This window comes from Breznakiella homolactica, assembly GCF_016616095.2.
Lineage (GTDB): Bacteria > Spirochaetota > Spirochaetia > Treponematales > Breznakiellaceae > Breznakiella > Breznakiella homolactica.
The window spans coordinates 4,470,964-4,490,482 of the sequence record NZ_CP067089.2 but is presented as its reverse complement, the minus strand read 5'-3'; the positions used below and the strand labels follow the sequence as shown (position 1 = coordinate 4,490,482).

Genomic DNA, 19,519 nt, shown 5'->3' with positions numbered 1-19,519 from the left:
CGCCGCCCATAAAGTAGGAAGAACCCTCTATTTCTGCCCGTCCCCGCTGCTTGGTTACGGATTATCCCGGATACTTGATACCATGAGCAGTGACTCAGCCCTGCTGTGTGTTGAATACGACCAGGTTCTTCTTGAATTATCGCGAAAAGAAATATCCCCGGAGATCCTCGGTGATCCGAGATTCTGCCTGATCGGAACCGGCGATCCCATGGCGCTCTGCGGATTTGTCAGATCCCGGTGGGGCGCCCGGGCCTTCCGGCGGGTTGAAGTCCTCCGGACGGGCGGCGGCTGGCAGCTCTTCCCTCAAATTTACGGAAACCTCACAGACAGCCTGAAACGGAGCATTGCCGTGGATTGGGGCAACGCCATAACCATGGTCAAACTGGGCCGCCGGTACGCCAGGAATATGGTCAGGAATCTTTCGGTTATCCCCGGCTCCGGTACCGCAGCGGAACTCGATTTCGGGGATGCCCCCACGCTTGTCCTCGGCGCGGGGCCTTCCCTGGACACCATGTTCCGCGCCCTGGAGGCAGAGTTCAGCGGCGCGGCATCCCCCGCCGTCCGCTCTTTCAGAATACTCTGCGTCGACACAGCCCTGGGGGCCTTGCTGGAACGGGGAATAATCGCCGACGCGGTCATTGCCCTGGAAGCCCAGCAGTGGAATCTCAGGGACTTCATCGGAGCCGCGGGGGAGAAAATCCCCCTGGCCATGGACCTGTCGGCTCTTCCGGCCACCGCGGGAATCCTCAAAGGCGGAACCTATCTGTTTTTCACCCCCTGGACGGTTCTGCGCTTCTTTGACCGGCTCAGGGCGGCGGGGATACTGCCCCCGGAACTCCCGCCCCTCGGTTCGGTGGGCCTCAGCGCGGCGGCTCTGGCGGCAAAAATAACCCGGGGACCTGTGGTAACCGCGGGGCTCGATTTTTCATTCACCCTTGACGCATACCACGCGAAATCGACCCCCGGAAGCCTTGACCGGCTGCGGAGTCAGACCCGGCTGGCGGGGCTTATCAATCCCGGACCGGTCTTCCGGAAGGGTGTTTTTACGGCGGCCGCAAAAGACGGCACCGCCGTGCTGAGTGATCCGGCTCTGCGGAGTTACCGTGATTTGTTTGAAGAGGAATTTTCCCGGGAGAACCGGATGACCGATACCGTATCTGGCGGCCTCCCCCTGGGGATTCCCGCGGTGGGCTGGGACGAAGCCTGGAAAATTCTGACCCGGGGCACCCAAATCTCGGCAGCCCTCCCCCGGACTGAAACCCCAACAGCGGGCGCCAGCCGCGGCGCCGTGGCGGATTTTATCCGGCAGGAACTGGATATGCTCCGGGAACTGCGGGATATTCTGTCGGGAAAGGCGGGAAGCGTGCCGGAGAAACTCGGCGGTCTCCTGGATGCCTGCGATTACCTGTGGGCCCATTTCCCCGAAAGCGCGGGCGCGGAAGGGAAACGGCCTGAAAGCACCGACATATCATTTCTCAAAAGAGTCCGGGCCGAAATCGATCCCTTTATCACCCTCTTTGAGCGCAGCCTGAAAACAGTATCCTAATCAAAAGGCCGCCGCATTATAAAGAGCTGGAGAATAGGCTCCGCAGCATGGGCTGAGGTGGCTATAATGCGGGACTCCTGGTCCTAATCGTCCTTGGTCTTCAGCACCGCCAGGAAGGCGCTCTGGGGGAGTTCCACGTCGCCGACCATCTTCATGCGCTTCTTGCCTTCCTTCTGCTTTTCCAGCAGCTTCCGCTTGCGGGATATATCACCGCCGTAGCATTTAGCCAGAACGTCCTTGCGCAGGGCGTTGACGGTTTCCCGGGCAATAACGTGGCTGCCGATGGATCCCTGGATAGGAATCTTGAACTGCTGGCGGGGAATTTCATCCTTGAGCCGTTCACAGACGACCCGGGCCCGCTCATAGGCGTTGCCTTTGTACACAAGCTGGGAAAGGGCGTCCACGGCCTTGCCGTTGAGCAGTATGTCCAGCTTTACCAGCTCCGTGGATTTATAGTCCGTAATGTCGTAATCGAATGACGCGTATCCCCGGCTGATGCTTTTGAGCCGGTCGTAAAAGTCGAAAAGCACCTCCGCCAACGGCATATCGTACACCAGCTCCACCCGTTTCTCGTCCAGGTAGGTCATATTGGTCTGAACGCCCCGTTTTTCCATACAGAGGGTCATGATGTTCCCCAGGTAGGTTGTGGGGGTTATTATTGAAGCCCTGATATACGGTTCCTCGGCGGATTCTATTTTTCCCTCATCGGGATATTCCGTGGGATTGTCCACCATGATGCTTTCCCCGGTTTTCAGCTGAATCCTGTATTTGACCGACGGGGCGGTAAATATTATGGACTGATCGAATTCCCGCTCGAGCCGTTCCTGGATTACCTCAAGGTGGAGAAGCCCCAGGAATCCGCAGCGGAAGCCAAAACCCAAAGCCGCGGACGAATCCTTTTCGTACACCAGGGACGCGTCGTTCAGTTTGAGTTTTTCCAGGCTGCTCCGGAGCTCCTCGTAATCATTGGAATCCACCGGATAAATCGATGAGAAAACCACCGGCTTTACTTCCCGGAATCCGGGAAGCGGGGTGTCACAGGGCCGGTCGGCGTCGGTGACGGTATCCCCTACCCGTACATCGCCCACGGTTTTGATTCCCGCGATGATATACCCGACGCTGCCCGCGGACAGTTCATCCTGCTCCACCAGGGCAAGCTTGAAAACACCCGCGGTTTCAACTTCGTATTCGGAATTGTTGGACATAAAGCGGATTTTCATACCCTTCCGAACGCGGCCCTGGAAAATCCTGAGATGGACCACAACCCCCCGGTAGGGATCGTAATGGCAGTCGAATATAAGCGCCTGCAGGGGCGCCGAGGAATCTCCGGAAGGCGCGGGAATACGGGTTACAATGGCTTCAAAGAGTTCATCAATCCCGGTGCCCTGTTTCGCGGAAACCAGAAGCGCGTCTTCGGGATTGAGTCCGAGATCGCGTTCGATCTGCTGTTTCGCCCCGGGAATATCCGCTGCGGCCATATCAATCTTATTGATGACCGGAATGATTTCAAGATCATGTTCCAGGGCGAGGTACATGTTTGAAAGGGTCTGGGCCTGGACTCCCTGGGTCGCGTCCACCAGAAGCAGCGCCCCTTCGCAGGAATTGATTGCCCTGGACACTTCGTAGGTAAAATCCACATGGCCGGGGGTATCCACCAGGTTGAGAAGGTATTCCTTCCCGTCGGAGGCCGTATACGGAATAGCAACGGCCTGACTTTTTATGGTTATACCCCGTTCCCGCTCAATATCCATATTGTCAAGGATCTGGTCCTTAAAATAGCGGTCCTCTACAATGTCTGCCTTCTGGATCAGCCGGTCCGCCAGGGTCGATTTGCCGTGGTCGATGTGGGCGATTATACAAAAATTTCGGATGTTTACAGTTTCTGCCATACAGGCGGACTATACACAAAATTCGCACAAACAACAATATGCGGGGGAGCACCGAGTCCGGCAACCCGGCAAGCACCCGGGGAAAACGGGTTCTGTGCCACCCGGCGTTACCGCTGCGGCCCGGGTGCTCCGGCTCTGTGCTGCCCGTTCGCGCGGGCTGCGCGTGTCCGAAGGACACAACCCCTCGCTCCAGCCTTGCCGCACCATCTGTGGAGTTTTGCGGAGCAAAAAACCTGAAAGACTTGGCGCCATTGGCGGCAAGTCTTACGCTGCCCCCACTCCGGGTTCCGGCCGCTATACCGGAAACGCTCTCTGGAACCCAGCGCCCCCGCCAAGGCAGGACATTTGATAGTACCTACCGTTAGGTATAATATATTCCGATCTAACCAGATCCATGATGACTGGGCGCGGAGACCTTCAAAGCAATCCCAGCGGCAGCAGAGAAGCATGTGCATTACCGGCAACGCGGCCTGTCACACCAGTTCGTCCAGGGTACTGATTAAGTCCTTATAGAAAAAGGGTTTCTTGATAAACCGGAATTTCCTGTTTCTCAGGGCGGGCGGTACACTGTATTCATCATTATAGCCGGTCATAAAAAGAACCTTTCCCCCGGGAGCCTCCGCCAAAACAGTTTCCGCCAGAGTGTATCCAGTCATTTCCGGCATTACAATATCTGTAAGAAGAATAAAATCGGTTTCGCCCTGTATCGCCGCGGAGGCTTCCCCGGGATTGGTCAGTTTTATTACCCGGTAACCGGTTTTTGACAGCAGCTTCGAGAGCAGGTTCCTGAGGGTTTCATCATCCTCAGCAAGCACAATGGTACTGTTCCGGCTGACCTTCCTGAATTCCGGAAGCGGCTCTTCGGCGGGAGACGGTTTGTCCCGGCTGATGGGAATAAATACCAAAACCTTTGTTCCCGCGCCATATTCGCTGTCCACAAAAATATGGCCTCCGGTATGGTTAACGGTGGTGAGCACCGACTGGAGTCCGAGGCCGGTACCCCGGTCCGGCGCTTTTGTGGAAAAATAGGGATCGAATATTTTCGTTAAATCGCCGGGAGCTATTCCGGTTCCGTTGTCCCGGACGGTTATTTCGAGCCAGGTATTTCCCGCCAGTTCCGGCCGGGAGATATCCCTGCCGGAAATAGTCCGGGTGCTTACTTCAATAAAACCTGAGGTCCGGAGCGCGTCCTTGGCGTTCATCACAAGGTTAATAATCATCTGCTCAAACCGGCCCTGGTTTACAAAAACATAGGGTTCCTCGGCGGAAAAATTGAACAGAATTTTTACGGTCCCCGGTACGAGCCGGCGGATAATCCCTTCCAATCCTCTGATGGATTCTTCTGCGTTAATCACCGCCACATGCATTGGCTGATTGCGGGAAAAACTCATCATATACCGGGTTAAATCCCCGGCTTTCCGGGCCGCCAGGAGGATCCCGTCAATATCCTGGGATAAATCCGGATCTCCTCCGATACTGGTTTTAAGAAGATCACAGTACCCTATTATGGCGGTGATGATATTGTTGAAATCATGGGCAATACTTCCGGAGATACGTCCGATGGTTTCCATTTTCCGGCTCTGGATGAGCTTCTCCTCCAGATCACGGATTTCCGTTAAATCCAGGAGTATGCCCCTGAGTTCCAGGGGACTTCCTTCCGGAGAGTAAACAAGCTGAACCGTTGCCAGAACGAATACGTGGCTTCCGTTTTTATGCCTGAGAACCCACTCTCCGGTCTTCCGGCAGCAATCTGATGTTTTGGGGTCCAGGAAAAGTTTTCTCAGAAGACGGATACCTTCCGAGGGGAACGCGAACAGATCCAGCAGGGATATGCCGGCGGCATCCTCCGGTCCCGAAAACCCCAGCAGTTCCGCAAAGGAACTGTTGCAGTCGGTGATTATATTCTCCAGGGTTGCGATAAAATTGGCTGTCAGGGTATTTTCAAAAAAGCCGCGGTACCGGTTTTCACATTCAGCCAGCTTCTGTTCCATGTGCCGGCCGTACAGCATGGCCTCAATTCCGTATTTCAGTTCCTTCGGATCGAGGTCTTTTCCGGCATAGACAAAGGGAAGGCCGTATTTCAGGCCGCCGGCCGCGGTTCCGGGATCAAAATCGCTGAGAAGCACCGACGGAATATTGTAGGTTTCGAATAAATCCAGGGCGGTTTTGGCACTCTGCTGCGGTTCCTCCCGTGAAACATCAATCAGCGCCAGATCGATTTTTTCCCTGCCCCACAGATCACCGGCATCCTGGAAACTGCGGTATATTCCGGCAATGTCATAACCGGCATCCCGCAGTATTGACGCAGCCTGCCGGGCAATATCCTGCTCCGGTTCACAAATTACGATCCTGTACATAGTAATTCACCATTTTTAAATTACCGGAAACTGCCGGAATCCCGCGGGTTTCTGGTTTGTTTTGACATTGTCCGGCATAGTACTGCCATACAATAAAGTATACTACAAACATAAGGTAATGTAAAAAAAGGGAAAATCACGTTTCAGGAAGGAAATTACAGCGTATCCGGGGAATCGAGCAGCGCCGGCAGCTGCATGGTGGTTTCCATGTATCCCATGCGGCGCTTTTTAACGTTTATAACCATCAAAGCATAACCGAGATCCTCTTCCAGCCGGAAATTTTTGATGGATACGGAGTCGTTTTCGGACAATCCCGCTTCATCGGCAATGGAGCCCCGGACAATTTTTTTGACCAGATACGTTGGGGAGAAGGATTTTCCCAGGGAAGGAGACAGAATCAGACCGAAAAGCGGGGCGGCCATCCGTTCCTTGGTATCAACCTTTGCTGCCTGAGCCAGAGGGACATCGGGCCGGACAGCGGTCATTACGATATACCGCTTTCCGTCGGAGGTTTCCAGGGAAACCAGTTCTCCCGGGCGGAAGGGAAACAGGACATCCTGGAGCGCCGGGATAAGGGCGCCCTGGGGGGCGGTAATAACGGTATCATTGAGCCTGGTAATATACACCCCCTCGGGGATCTGCTGTTCCGAAGCGGGAGTATACGGCGCGACATAGATAATTTCCGCGCCGGAAACGGTTTCGCTTACCGTAAGCCCGATCCAGGGGCGTTCGGACTTGCCTCCCTTGATCATTGCAGGCAGCGCCGCGGCGAGCCGTTCCGCGGGAACGGCGAAATTCAGTCCCTGATACTGATCTATGCCGGCAAAAACGATACCCACCAGACGTCCGCTGTTATCCACCACCGGGCCTCCGGAATTGCCGTGATTAACCGCGGCGTCAATCTGTATGACATCCCCTATCTGCAGGAAACGCCGGCCCAGAGCCGATACAATTCCGGAAGTAACGGTTTTTTCCAACCCGCCGGGAGAACCGATGGCAATCACCGTATCCCCCACCCGGGGAATGACCCGGTCCACCACGGAAAACACGTACTCCGGGGTAATTTCCGCCTTGATCAGGGCAAGGTCCATGGCTTTGTCCCATCCGATAACCTTGGCCGGAATACGGGGGCTGGAAGAATCCCCCATGCGGATATACATCCGTGAGAATCCCTCATAGCTGGGATCAACTTCACTGGCGATTACATGGTAATTTGTTATCAGGAGCCCGGAGGCATCCACAAAAAAAGCGGAGCCGATGACACGGTCCGGACTTCCCATGCCGCGCTGGATACGGACACCTCGGTCAACGAGAACCGTGGCAACGCCCTTGATCATATCCGCCGGAGAGTCGCGGCCCTCGGCGTATGACCGGAGGGTTTCCTCCACGGGCACCTGCAAACTGTCAATGATAGCGAGAAAAAATGCGGCGGTCCGCCGCTGCTTTACGTCCACCGCCCGTTCCAGGAAAAGAAGGGCGTTTTCCGCATCCAGGGGCCTAAGCTCATGGGCCCGGACAGCGTGGATAAACGCCGCCAGGTTGTTTCCCTGGTCCAGGTATTCCAGGGCCTCCGCCAGCACGAAGTCGGGTTCCATACCGGTGCTTTCCACCGCGATACCGACAACAGCCAGAGACCGGGCCAGGGAGGCCGCGTCGTCCCAGCGTTTTTCTTCGATAGCCGCGGCCTGGGCGGTTTTCAGATTGCTGATTGCCTGTTCCCGCAGATTTTCCAGATGCTGCGCATCATCATCGTCAATTTCATTATGGGGACTATCCGGACCGTAGATGTTTTCATACATCCCGATCAAATGTATTGCCCGGGCCGGGTCCTCTTCGGCGTACATTGAAATATCATCGAGTCTGAATTCACGGATTGACCAGGGCGCTTCCAGCCGCTGCTCCGCCGACGCGCAGGAAAAAAACAGCAGCGCCGGGCCGGCAAGGAACGAGAAAAGAAGGAATACGTGTTTTTTACTTGGCTTTGGCATAAATGCCTACTCCTCCGTTCTTATTTCACGCTGATCCCGGACACCGTCTCCATTGGTATCCCAGGAACGCTCAATCCTGCCGCCGGGAAGATACTGTTCACCGTATTCGTAGGATCCGTCCCCGTTCCAGTCGCTTTCAGAGCTGTCAATAATCCTGGAATACTCCAGGGGATTATCCCCCGGAGCGACGCCGGGGATATGGCGGAAACGCCTGACCGTCTCAAGCCGTCCGTCAAGATCGAGATCAATGCGCTGCAGGACCGGCTGTCCGAGGAGGAATTCGGTCTCTGATACCAGCTTTCCGCCGAGGGTCTCCGCCGCGTGCTGGGGAACACCCCGCACCATTTCAATCCGTTCCACCGCCCCGGGTATTTCTGCGCTGGGCTGTTCAATGGCCGAGGCAAAGGAAATAAGGGAACGCCGGGAAATTCTCGGAATCAGCCGGTCCCGCTGCGGGTACAGAAAGTCTCCGGCCCCGCCGTTTCTCAGGAGTGGCGTAAACTGAACCGGCGCGTACTGGAACTCGAAGGGCGGCGGAATATACCCCGTTCTATCCAGTTCCGCCCTGAGTACCGCGGGGTACTGTTCCCAGAACAGGGTCACCCGTGTCCGTTCCTCATCCCGCACGGGATAGGCAAACCCCGCGACACGGTTATCCGGAAGCTCCTGCGGCGCTGCCTGCTCAGGGAGAATCACCGTCACGGCCCTGACCGGGACACCGCCGGAAAAAAAGATTTCCAGCTCCGGCAGGCCGTCCTGATCGGCGTCGTACCAATAATATACCAGAGTTCCCTGAATGTACCGGGTATGGCTTTCGGGGAAACCGTCTTTATCCCCGTCATCTATAATAACACCGGTAAAGGCCAAAAGGTTTCGCATAAAAGCATTTCTGGACTGTTCCGAACGGAGCAGATCCCAAATTTCGGAGACCAGAGAACGCAGAAGGACCGGCTCCTGCAGTTTTTGGGCCGAATAAGTATTGTCCCTGAAAGAAAACAGCTCATCAATGGCGGTTTCTTCGTTTATCAGGCCAAGATTAAGGGCCGCGGGAATTGAGGCCGGAACGGGATTTCCCCGGGCCCTGTAGGATGCCACGAGCCGGGAGGATTCTTCGGTATCCCGGATAAAGGGAACCGCAAGATACGCCAGTCCGGGATCGGAAACAAGCAGCACCGGCATCCGCCGGAGGGCTGTGTTTACGAGATCCCTGTCCGGTCCCTGGGGAAGTATTTCTCCGGCGTACTCAAAAAGGATACGAACCGGGCGGGGATCCCTGGGATAAGCCTCCATGGCCGCGGCGGCGGCACTGCGGAACCGGGGAAAATCGGCAAGCCCCTTAAGCGCCAGGAGCCGCAGCTCCGCGGCGTCGGCGGAGTCCCGGATCATGGCCAACGCGGAAAGCGCTTCAGGAAAGGCCCTGAGAGTGATGAGGGTCTTTGCCTCCAGCAGACGGGCGTGTTCTTCGGAATACAGAAACCACCGGCCGGTTTCAATGGACCGGCGGACCGATTCCAGTACGGCGCCCCTGGGACGGCCAAGATGCGACCGGGTTAAAGCGAGAAGATATGAAATATCCGAAGAAACATCCGAGAAGTCACCTGCCCGTTCCAGGCCGATTTCGGCTTCCAGCCAGCGGCCGCCGCCGATCATGTCCCGGCCCCAGCGGGCGTACTGCTCCGCAACCGCCGTATCGCCCGGGGATGACTCATCCCCGTTGAACTGGCCGAAAAGCGGCGCGGCCGCAGCAAGACAAAAAATGAACCACACTAAAAAACGGCGGTACATAGCAGGCCTCCGGTTTCTATTCGCCTGTGGGTTTAATACCCTACCCTTCAAGGCTTTTTTCAATGAAAGGTTTGGCTTTTTGGGTATTAAACCCGCATACAATCCTTACCTTACAGAACCAACAACCTCAGACTAAAAGTCTGACGTCCCTTTAGGGTGAGGTTGGTGATTTTTCCCCGGCATCTTCCGCAGGATTTTTAACTGTATCCGAAAGCGACGCGGAGTTTTCCCGGGGAGGCAGGCCAAGAAGGCTGCGGACATCGTCGTCAAGCATGGTCTCCTGAGAAATCAAGGCATCGCTGAGCTTTTCCAGCTGATCTTTATGGTCACCGAGGATCTGCTCGGCCTTGGACCGGCCGCCCTCGAGAACGGACTGTACCGCCCGGTCAATGCGTTTGGCGGTATCTTCGGAATAGTCCTTGTGGCGGGCAATCTCCTTGCCCAGGAAGATCGGTTCATCTTCCTGCCCGTATGCAATGGGCCCCAGGTCTTCCGCCATTCCCCATTCACAGACCATACGCCGGGCCAGGTCGGTGGCCTGCTGAATATCCTGTTTGGTCCCCGTGGTGGTTTCGCTGTAAAAGAGTTTTTCCGCAACCCAGCCGCCGTATGCAATGACGATCCGGTCCTCGAGCCATCCTCTGGTGCGGCTGTAGCTGTCTTCCTCGGGCAGGGACATGGCCATACCCAGGGCTCTTCCGTGGGGAACAATGGTAACTTTATGCAGCGGATCGGCGTTTTTGAGGTAATAATGAAGCAGGGCATGGCCGGCTTCATGGGTGGCGGTCATTTTTCGTTCCTTTTCGGACATTGCCAGGGATTTGCGGGCGACACCCATAAGAATTTTATCCCGGGCTTCCTCAAAATCGGACATTTCCACCGCGCTTTTATCCTTTCTGGCCGCGTAGAGAGCGGCTTCGTTGACAAGGTTCGCGATATCAGCGCCGCTCATTCCCGGTGTGGCACGGGCGACCCGTACCATATCGACCTCCGGTGCCAGGGGCACCTTGGCGGCGTGGATTTTGAGTATGGATTCCCGTTCCTTGATATCCGGCATGGCCACCACCACCTGGCGGTCGAAACGCCCCGGTCTGAGGAGCGCGGGGTCGAGTACATCCGGCCGGTTGGTGGCTGCCAGAATTATGACACCGTCTTTGGAATCGAAACCGTCCATCTCAACGAGCATCTGGTTGAGGGTCTGTTCCCGTTCATCATGGCCGCCGCCGTATCCCGCGCCCCGGGTCCGGCCGACCGCATCCAATTCATCAATAAAAATAATACAGGGGGCGCTCCGCCGGCCCTGCTCAAACAGGTCCCGGACTCTGCTCGCCCCGACACCTACAAACATTTCAACAAAGTCTGAGCCGGACATATGGAAATATGCGACCCCCGCTTCCCCGGCCACGGCCCGGGCCATAAGGGTTTTGCCGGTTCCGGGCATGCCTACCAGGAGCACACCCTTGGGGATTTTAGCCCCCATTTTCGTAAACTTCTGGGGATTCTTCAGAAAAGAAACCACCTCCTGAAGTTCGTACTTGGCGTCGTCCTGGCCGGCAACATCCGCGAAGGTAACCTTCTTCCCTTCATCCTGGTACCGTTTTGCCCGGCTTTTGCCGAACTGGAAAGCCTTGTTTCCCGATCCCTGCATGTTCCGGAACATGAACCAGATAAATCCGAATCCGATCAGCCAGGGCAGGAATTCCAGGAGTATCCTGAAGGGGCTGACGCCGGTAACGGCGCCGGATACGTTGACACCCTTTTCCTGGAGGGCCGGCAGAAGGTACGGGTCCTGATAGGGGATAAGGGTCTTGAAACGGACAAGTTCTCCGGAGGCGCCTTTCACGGTTCCTTCAATGGTGGTATTATCGAGAATCTTTACCGCCACCACTTCGTTTCGGTCGAGGTAATTGGTAAATGTCGAATAGGGAATTTCCTGGATTGAAGAGGTATCGCTCCTGAAAAAATAGGCGATAAAAAGCCCCACCATGACAAGGAAAAAGATCAAGGCAAAACGGTTCGGCCGGCCGGTATTCAGAGACGGCCGGGGCGGCGTATTGTCATTCTTATTATCAAGCATCAAAACCCCCGATGTATACTAGTCGGTCGCCCTCTGGGGGCGGCCGGTTACTATCGCAGCAATTCTCTCTACATAGTAGAATTTTTGCATCCCCTTGGGCTAGTCCAATACACACAATTATTCCTTTATAGTCTTCGGCAACAATAAAACGCCGGTTTCCCGGGGCCTCTTTGGCCGGCAGCAGATCCTTCAGGAGCTTATTCTTCCCGGATGTCTGTATACGGTCCCCGGGTTCACGGCAGCGGAAAATCAGGGGAAGTCCCGCGTAAAACCAGTACCCTGCCGATGCCGGGCTGGGTTTTTCCATGGATTCCGGTGAAACCACGGTTACGGTGAGTCCCCCCGCGGTATAGGTCCCCTCACGGTCTATGGCGAGTGAAAAGCCGGAATCAGAACCGGAAACGGCGGGCTCTATACGGACCGTTCCGTGCGTCCGTGTCAGGCGGCAGGAACCGAGATCCAAGGCACTGAGGTTTCCCCGGACAAAGGACCTCAGGACTTTTCTCCGGGGTACCTTTTCCGCCGCGGGAGGATCGGCCCGGAGCGCGGCTTTTCCGCCAAGTCTTTTGGCGCGGTTTATCCCCTGAAAAACCGCCTCCTCCCGGAGGATCCCGGGCCGTCCGAAAAAAAGTTCCTCCGGCACTGTCAGGCTGTTTCCGTCGGTTTTCCATTGAATCCGTTCAGCGGCTTCCCTGACCAGATAAGATGAAACCAGGCGCTGGGTCTTTCCCAGGGAAGCCGCTCCGGTTTTCCACCCGGGAAACTGTTCGTCCAGGAGGGGAATCAGGGTGTGTCGGATCCGATTGCGGAAATACCGGGTATCGCTGTTGGTCGCGTCGGTCCGGTAGGAAATATTCCGGTCCTTAAGGTATCCGAGCACATCCACCCGGGTAAGACTGATCATGGGACGGAGCACATTCCCCCGCTGCCGGGGCATCCAGGACAGCCCCGCCGGGCCGGCGCCCCGGATAACCGCCATAATCAGCGTTTCCAGGGCATCATCCCGGGTATGGGCCACCAGTACCTTGGCGGCCCCGGTACGCCGCAGTTCCCGTTCCCAGGCCCGGCGGCGGTAATACCGGGCGGCGTCTTCTATTCCGGCGCCGGTTTTTTCGGCCCGGGCGGCAATTCTGCCCTGAGGTACGGCTGCTATGGTACAGGGTATCTTAAAGTTTCTGCAGAGGGATCTGACGAATTCGGCGTCACCGGAACAGTCGCCGGCGGGCCGTATTCCATGGTTTACGTGAAGGCACCGGAATTTATACCCCCGGCGCTCCACCAGGGAAGCCAGGGCGGAGAGCATTGCGGTGGAGTCGGCCCCCCCGGATACGGCGGCTAAAAAAGCCGTACCCCGGGGCCAGGAACCCAGCCCGTCTTCCAGGGCCTTTTCAAATTCAGCGGGCCCCATGCCGGGAACTCCAAAAAAAAACCGTCCGCTCCGCCGGGAACGAACGGCTAATAGCAATCAGTGCAGTCAAAATCCGGCCTCTCTTACGGGAAACGGCAGGATATTATTCCTTAGCCGCCCCTTCTTCGGAGGCGGATTCTTCTTCGGAAGCGGTTTCGGCTTTGGTATACTTGACCAAGGCCACAACCTGGTCGCCGTTGGACAGTATTTTGACACCGGCGCCGAGTTTAAGATCCCTGATGTGGATCGACTGGTTAACCTTGAGTTCCGATACGTCCACTTCGATCCGTTCGGGAAGATCCTTGGGAAGACATTCCACTTCCACTTCATGGAGGGGGACTCAAAAACGCCGCCTTCCCGGACACCCGCCGGGCTGCCGCTGATATGGAGAGGCACCCTGGCGCGGACAGTGGTTCCGCTTTCCACTTCATAAAAATCGACATGGAGGATTTTACCATCCAGGATATTCCGCTGGGTATCCTTTACGAACGCCTCATGGGCCTTTCCGTCAATTTCAATCTTGACGATGGTACTTTCCGAAATACCCTTGATACCGTTGGTGAATTCCAACGCATCGAGATCGAGGATAACGGATTTACCTGAATGGCCGTACATAACGGCGGGAATACGGCCTGCGCGGCGTATTCTCCGGGCTACCCCCGACCCGGTATCGGCCCGGCTGCGGGCCGCGATAACTACCTGACTCATTGTACAACTCCTTGCATACTGCAACACTGGGACACGTCAAACCAACGGGCTGACACTCCAGGAAAGCTCTACCGGACCTTTCCCGGGTTCATGTATTTGGGACGGCAGGGTTCGAACCTGCGCATGCCGGAGCCAAAACCCGGTGGCTTACCACTTGCCTACGTCCCAATCATACCTACAACTCTACAGTAGGATCATCCTGTACATTCCCCGAATCATACCGGTCCAGGATTCTCTTCTGTAATTCAGCGCGGAATTCCGGATGAATGGGATGGGCTACATCCTTGTATTCTCCAGCTCTTGTTTTCCGGCTCGGCATAGCAATAAAAATGCCGCTCTTTCCTTCAATGATTTTTACATTATGAACCACAAAGCAGTCATCAAATGTAACCGTTACATATGCCTTAAGCTTTCCCTCACCGGCCACTTTTCGGACCCTGATGTCGGTAATCTCCATGGCGCTCTCCTTTTTATTCGGTCCAGGTGTATACTAACATTTTAATACCGTAATACCTGTACGCGCAAGAGGAAACGTCATCTGTGCAAAAGACCACCGCGAAATCAGTGCTTTTTCCGCTTTTTCTGCGACTCTCTTATCTTTAAATACTCCAAAACAGGTTGATCCCGATCCTGAAAGACCGGCAAAGTCAGCCCCTAAGGCCTCTAATTCCTCTAAAATCCGCGTATACCCGTCTCTGACGGCCGCGGTTCCCCGGCTCAGAAAGAGCGCCAGGAAGTCGTTCCGGTAGGGCCACGAAGCCGGATCACCGGACAGGGCCCGGACCAATTCTTCCTTCGGAAGCTGCTGCGTCCAGAGGGTGTCCCCATTCCGGTCCATCAGCGCGAAAGCTTCCGGTGTGCCGCTGAATATCCCGGGATTAACCAGCACAATCCATAAGTGCTCCGGCGGATCCAGGGGTTCGATTATTTCACCCCTTCCGGTCACGTACGCCGCCCCGCCCCGCAGGAAAAACGGCACGTCACTGCCCAGCTGCAGTGCCATGCGCTGGAGCTCCCGCTCCGGCAGAAAAAGGCCGGACAGCCTGTTTAAAACCATGAGGGTTGCCGCGGCGTCGGATGATCCTCCGCCAAGGCCGGCCCCCAGGGGTATTCTTTTTTCAGCCTCAATTTTTACTGCCCCGGAAAATCCCGTCACGGAACGGAAAAGGGATACAGCCTTTGCTATACTGCTGTCCCCAGCGGGGAGTTCCGGCTGTATCCGGATTTCATCCGGCCGGCTGATATGGGGTTCAAAAACCTCAAACCGCAGGATATCACCAAAGGAAAGCGCCAGAAAGATGCTTTCCAGATTGTGATAACCGTCGCTGCGCCTGCCCAGAACCCGGAGGTGTATGTTTACTTTGCAGGGCGCTTCAACCGTCAGGGCCGCACACATTGAGGTCCTTATTATAACAATTTGCGCAGTTTTGTAAAGCCTGCGGCGGTATCGGTTTACCGGGATTTTCTGAAATTTCCGGGGAAATGCAAAAAATCAATATTTCAATAAAATAATAACAAAAATGCAAAAAACCTGTTGACAGATATGGAAAGTCTCCCTTATGTTTCAAGGGATATCAAGATCTAATGGAGTATGCCATGGTTCTGTTTGAAACCATTACCGACGAGCAAGACGAACTTTGTCTTATGCCCCTGACGGATGTACAGGAAAAAAATTCGCCCTATCCTTTTTTCGCCTTTGACGACGACGACGATGATGACATCGAAGATGAAGAAGAAGACGATGACTTTGACGACATGGACGATGATTTTGATGATGATTTTGAAGACGATGACTTCGAAGACGATGACGACGATTTTGATGATGATGACGATGACTTTGATTATGAAGAAGACATCGATTACGACGATTTTGACGAATAAGGATAATTAGTCACCGGGAATTTTTGGCGCGCCGATGCTGACAGGGATTCCCCGGTGTGTATGGTATTTTAAAAAAACGGCCCGTAATCCGGGCCGCGCTTTTCGTCTTAACCTTCGGGGTTGTTTCCCTTAAAGACAATCGATGCTCCGCTCCAAAGCCGCTCCAATTCGTAAAAAGACCGGGCCTTTGACGTCATCAGATGGACAACGATATTTCCAAGGTCTATGAGGCTCCACTCGTCGCCGGCGGGCACTTTTTTGTGCCGCCTTACAATTTCTATTGAATTCTGGACGCAGAAATCCTTAATATGCCGCTGGAGTCCCGCCAGATGAGCGGAACTGGTAACCGTGGCGACCACAAAAAAATCAGTCCACATATGCAGTTCCCGGAGGTCCATAACGACCACGTCACCGCCGCGGTGGTCCTGGATCAGTCTGCCTAATTCAACCGCAAACGCCGCGTCATCGGTTCGTAACGTATCGCCCATTAAAATCCCTGCCAAGTATTAAAGTAAAATCCGCTTTATATTCAAAATTCCGCACATCCATATCCTCCGGCGCCGGAACTTCCGAACGTATGTTCTGACACCGGATAAGGTCCGCGAATATTCGCACCATAGCATCGTATCCGGACCGGTCGATAATTTCCGTACGCTCCACATCATTTTCGTCGGCATTTCCGACGGTAATTACATCATAGCCGAATCCCTGGAGCAGATCCGCGGTACGCCGGGCCAGACCGCTCGACGGTGTCCCGTTGAGCACTTCCACAGTAAAAACCCGTTCCGTCATGGTCCCTTCCACCTGACGGGTCAGGCTCGAAAGATTCTGGCGGACCACCTCTTTTATCAGGCTGCCGTCGTAATACGGAAAAATAAGCCGCTGGCCGGAAACCTCCCGGATGTTTCCGGTAACGATCTGGGCGCTCACCCGGTCAGTATCGATTCCCCTCAATTCATCAAACAATCTCGTCCTGGTGGTCTGGCTCATATCGCTCCGCATAAGCCCGTGGAAAAACTTCGCCGCCGCCGGTTTTTTGAGAAATTCGTTCTGTTCCCCCAGCCGTTTTATGAGTCCCAGAAAAACCCGCTGGCGCCGGGTATGGACCACCTCGGATTCTTCTTCCTCATGGCGGAAGGCGAGATAACGCCGCACCTTTTCCCCGTCAAGCCGGACCATTCCCGAAGGGAACAGGATGGGATCCCCTTCCTCGAGCAGTTCAATCCGGGAGGGAATAAAAATATCGATACCTTCGATGAGATCCACCAGTTTCCCGAAATTTTCCAGGGTGAAGACCACCGAAAAATTAATATCGAGCCCCAGAAGCCGTTCGATCTCCACCTCATAGGGATCGGGTTTCTGGGGTGAGTACACCGTATCTATCCGGTCCACCCGGTTTATCTGCTGAATTATAAGGCCGACTTCGCCGGGAATGTCAAACACGGCGGCCCGTTTTGTGGCCGGATAATACAGGAGAACAAAGGAACTGAGGGGTTTTTTCTGATCTTCAATAATGAAAAGGGTATTAATCACCCGGTCGCCGGCAAAAATCTCCTCCAGCGGATCCTGGCGCAGGATAAAAACCGTAAAAATCGTTCCGCCGATAAGAAGCAGAATAATCAAAACCAGCAAATAGACGCTGGCATCTATTTTCCCCTGTTTCATTAAGTCCTCTTTTTTTGAATTGATTCGAGCAGCCGCCGGGTTCCTTCGGAAAGCACCAGTTCCTGGGAATCGAGGTATGCCACGGTCTCGTTAAAGACGGTCTCAAACAGCTGGTCGAGATCGGCGTTTTTCCCTACATCCCGCATTCTCGGGTTGATATTGTTCCGGCCGACTTCGATCTTATCGGCGATATACACAATTTTTGCCAGGGGGCCCATAAACTCGGAACCCGTGGTGTGAAACCGCACCGCGTCGAGGACATCCTCATCGGAGATCCCGAAACGTCTTTCGAGGAACACCGCGGCGGCCCGGGCGTGGAGCAGTGAGGGCTTTTTCTGCTCCAGCTTGGAAATTCCGCCGCCGTCAGCGGAGGCGAGTTCCCGGAGATCCGCTTCGGAAAAGTGCTTGCACATGTCATGGGCAATGCCCGCGAGGTAACCTTTCCGGGGGTCAACCCCGAATTCACCGCAGAGATCCCAGCTCAGAACCGCGACGTTCCGGCAGTGGAGGAAGCGGTGGGATGGAACGAAGTTCCGTACGGCATCCTCAACCATGGCTATCAGGGAAAAACCGTATCCGGGGGATTCTTTGCTTCCGGAGGATTCCCCGAAGCCGTACAGAGAGCGGTCTTCGATTATAAACCGGGCGCCCTGGGGAACAAGGTACAGCCAGTCCTGCCCCGAGGAAATACGCCGCCGGACATCTCCGGAGGAAAGGGGGATTATTTCATTTTTAAGCCGTTTGTACGGGTACGGAAAGGAAATTTCACCCTGGTTAAACCGGTGGGCGATGATGATATCCGCCCGTTCCGCTATTTCATCCGCCCGCCGCCAGGTATGGAAATCCCTGGCAAGGTCATCGCCTATGATAAGACCGATTTTTCCCTCGGGACGGTACTGTTTATCGATATATTCAAGGGTATCTATCGTGTAGGACACGCCTTCCCGCTGTATTTCACAGTCATCCACGGTAAAGCGGGGATCGGCGGGGATCGAGGAACAGAGCATATCCAGCCGGTCCTGGGCGGCGGCGCCGCTGAGCTGTTCCTTATGGGGCGACTGGTACACCGGGATCAGGATAATCCGGTCAAATGAAAAGGCGTTGAGGGCGGCTTCGGCTAAGGCCATGTGTCCGATGTGTATGGGATTAAAACTTCCCCCGAGAACAGCGAGCCTCACCCTTCCTCTTTCTCCCCTGCTTCCGCCGTGTTTACGAGTCTGCCAATGGCCGCGGCCAGCTCCGGTATACCTTCCCCGGAAAACACCGAAATGCCCAGTACTTCTTCCCGGGGATACTGTTCCCGCAGTTCAGCCAGCCGGCTTCCGGTTTCTTCAAGATCCAGCTTCGTCCCGACGATTATCCGGGGTTTCGCGACCAGATCCGGGGAAAAAGCTTCCAGTTCCTTGAATAATACGGAAAACGCTTCCCGGTAATTATCTTCGGATAAATCAATCAGAAACGCAAGCCCCGCGGTGCGCGAGATATGCTTGAGAAAACGGATGCCCAGTCCGGCTCCTCCGGAGGCTCCTTCAATGAGCCCCGGAATATCCGCGAGGATAATGTCCCGCTCACCCAGGGTGAGCACCCCAAGATTGGGAATCTTCGTTGTAAAGGGATAGGGCGCGATCTTGGGACGGGCGTTGGTAAAACGCTCCAGGAGGGACGATTTGCCGGCATTGGGGAAACCCACAAAACCCACATCCGCCATGACCTGCAGTTCCACCTTCAGCCGCCGGTTTTCTCCGGGTTTTCCGGGAAGGGCCTTTCTCGGAGCCTGGTTAACCGATGACTTGAAATGGATATTGCCCCAGCCGCCGTTCCCGCCTTTGAGAAACACGAAACGGCCTTCGTCCATGCCAAAGTCCCGGATTACTGTTCCTGAATCGGCATCCTTGAGGACCGTTCCCGGCGGAACGGGAACAATCACATCCTCGCCGTTCCGGCCGTAACGCTGGGAACCTTCCCCGTCCCGGCCGTTTTCCGCCTTGAAATGCTGCTTATACCGGAGATGCGCCAGGGTACGGAGATTTCTGCGGACTTCGAAAACAACGTCGCCGCCCCGGCCGCCGTCGCCGCCGGAAGGGCCGCCCATGGGGACGTACTTTTCCCGCCGGAAGGCCACACAGCCGTTCCCGCCGTTTCCAGAAGAAACTTCTATAAGCGCTTCGTCGGCAAATTTCTGCATGTTCCGCCCGCCTTAAACACAAACGGCACG

15 protein-coding genes, 1 tRNA gene and 1 pseudogene are annotated in these 19,519 nt (G+C 55.3%); 2 read left to right on the top strand and 15 right to left on the bottom strand.

What is annotated here, in order from left to right; all coding sequences use genetic code 11:
* Positions 1–82: 82 nt before the first annotated feature.
* Complete coding sequence (locus JFL75_RS20135; protein ID WP_223292713.1) at positions 83–1,546, top strand: 6-hydroxymethylpterin diphosphokinase MptE-like protein; 1,464 nt, start codon at positions 83–85, stop codon at positions 1,544–1,546.
* Between the two features lie 83 nt (positions 1,547–1,629).
* Here JFL75_RS20135 and lepA read toward each other — a convergent pair whose 3' ends face one another.
* The 11 genes and pseudogenes from lepA to ispE all read right to left on the bottom strand — a co-directional run bounded on the left by lepA (position 1,630) and on the right by ispE (position 15,154).
* The gene (gene lepA, locus JFL75_RS20130; protein WP_215628458.1) at positions 1,630–3,435 is read right to left on the bottom strand and encodes a translation elongation factor 4; all 1,806 of its coding nucleotides are present in this window, start codon (positions 3,433–3,435) and stop codon (positions 1,630–1,632) included.
* A gap of 473 nt (positions 3,436–3,908) precedes the next feature.
* Complete coding sequence (locus tag JFL75_RS20125) at positions 3,909–5,792, bottom strand: response regulator (protein ID WP_215628457.1); 1,884 nt, start codon at positions 5,790–5,792, stop codon at positions 3,909–3,911.
* 155 nt (positions 5,793–5,947) lie between these two features.
* Positions 5,948–7,780 carry a S1C family serine protease gene (locus tag JFL75_RS20120; protein WP_215628456.1) on the bottom strand — a complete coding sequence of 611 codons (1,833 nt, stop codon included), beginning with the start codon at positions 7,778–7,780 and terminating at the stop codon, positions 5,948–5,950.
* 6 nt (positions 7,781–7,786) lie between these two features.
* Positions 7,787–9,565, bottom strand: coding sequence for a hypothetical protein (locus JFL75_RS20115; protein ID WP_215628455.1), 1,779 nt, complete (start codon positions 9,563–9,565; stop codon positions 7,787–7,789).
* 151 nt (positions 9,566–9,716) lie between these two features.
* A complete protein-coding gene (gene ftsH / locus JFL75_RS20110; protein WP_215628454.1) occupies positions 9,717–11,642 on the bottom strand; it encodes an ATP-dependent zinc metalloprotease FtsH in 1,926 nt (641 codons plus the stop codon).
* Entirely contained in the window at positions 11,635–13,050 is a 1,416-nt protein-coding gene (gene tilS, locus JFL75_RS20105) for a tRNA lysidine(34) synthetase TilS (protein ID WP_215628453.1), read from the bottom strand. Before tilS ends, ftsH begins: the two co-directional genes overlap by 8 nt.
* Positions 13,051–13,153: 103 nt before the next feature.
* Complete coding sequence (locus JFL75_RS20100) at positions 13,154–13,375, bottom strand: hypothetical protein (protein WP_251106210.1); 222 nt, start codon at positions 13,373–13,375, stop codon at positions 13,154–13,156.
* Positions 13,376–13,446: 71 nt separating this feature from the next.
* A pseudogene (locus tag JFL75_RS20095) lies at positions 13,447–13,758 on the bottom strand (50S ribosomal protein L25); the annotation flags it as partial.
* A 96-nt stretch (positions 13,759–13,854) separates the two neighbouring features.
* Positions 13,855–13,926: transfer RNA gene (locus JFL75_RS20090), tRNA-Gln, on the bottom strand.
* Between the two features lie 7 nt (positions 13,927–13,933).
* Positions 13,934–14,215: a septation regulator SpoVG gene (gene spoVG / locus JFL75_RS20085; protein ID WP_215628452.1), complete on the bottom strand. Its 282-nt coding sequence runs from the start codon at positions 14,213–14,215 to the stop codon at positions 13,934–13,936.
* 33 nt (positions 14,216–14,248) lie between these two features.
* Positions 14,249–15,154 carry a 4-(cytidine 5'-diphospho)-2-C-methyl-D-erythritol kinase gene (gene ispE / locus JFL75_RS20080; RefSeq protein WP_215628451.1) on the bottom strand — a complete coding sequence of 302 codons (906 nt, stop codon included), beginning with the start codon at positions 15,152–15,154 and terminating at the stop codon, positions 14,249–14,251.
* Between the two features lie 200 nt (positions 15,155–15,354).
* Between ispE and JFL75_RS20075 the strand changes: the two genes are divergently transcribed.
* The gene (locus tag JFL75_RS20075; RefSeq protein ID WP_215628450.1) at positions 15,355–15,639 is read left to right on the top strand and encodes a hypothetical protein; all 285 of its coding nucleotides are present in this window, start codon (positions 15,355–15,357) and stop codon (positions 15,637–15,639) included.
* 107 nt (positions 15,640–15,746) lie between these two features.
* Here the strand turns inward: JFL75_RS20075 and rsfS are convergent, their stop codons facing one another.
* The 4 genes from rsfS to obgE are packed head-to-tail and all read right to left on the bottom strand — an operon-like array spanning position 15,747 to position 19,489.
* A complete protein-coding gene (gene rsfS / locus JFL75_RS20070) occupies positions 15,747–16,127 on the bottom strand; it encodes a ribosome silencing factor (protein WP_215628449.1) in 381 nt (126 codons plus the stop codon).
* Complete coding sequence (locus JFL75_RS20065; protein ID WP_215628448.1) at positions 16,102–17,304, bottom strand: LCP family protein; 1,203 nt, start codon at positions 17,302–17,304, stop codon at positions 16,102–16,104. The genes rsfS and JFL75_RS20065 overlap by 26 nt, the downstream gene beginning before the upstream one ends.
* Complete coding sequence (gene nadD, locus JFL75_RS20060; RefSeq protein WP_215628447.1) at positions 17,304–18,482, bottom strand: nicotinate (nicotinamide) nucleotide adenylyltransferase; 1,179 nt, start codon at positions 18,480–18,482, stop codon at positions 17,304–17,306. The genes JFL75_RS20065 and nadD overlap by 1 nt, the downstream gene beginning before the upstream one ends.
* Complete coding sequence (obgE, locus tag JFL75_RS20055; protein ID WP_215628446.1) at positions 18,479–19,489, bottom strand: GTPase ObgE; 1,011 nt, start codon at positions 19,487–19,489, stop codon at positions 18,479–18,481. Before obgE ends, nadD begins: the two co-directional genes overlap by 4 nt.
* Positions 19,490–19,519 lie beyond the last annotated feature (30 nt).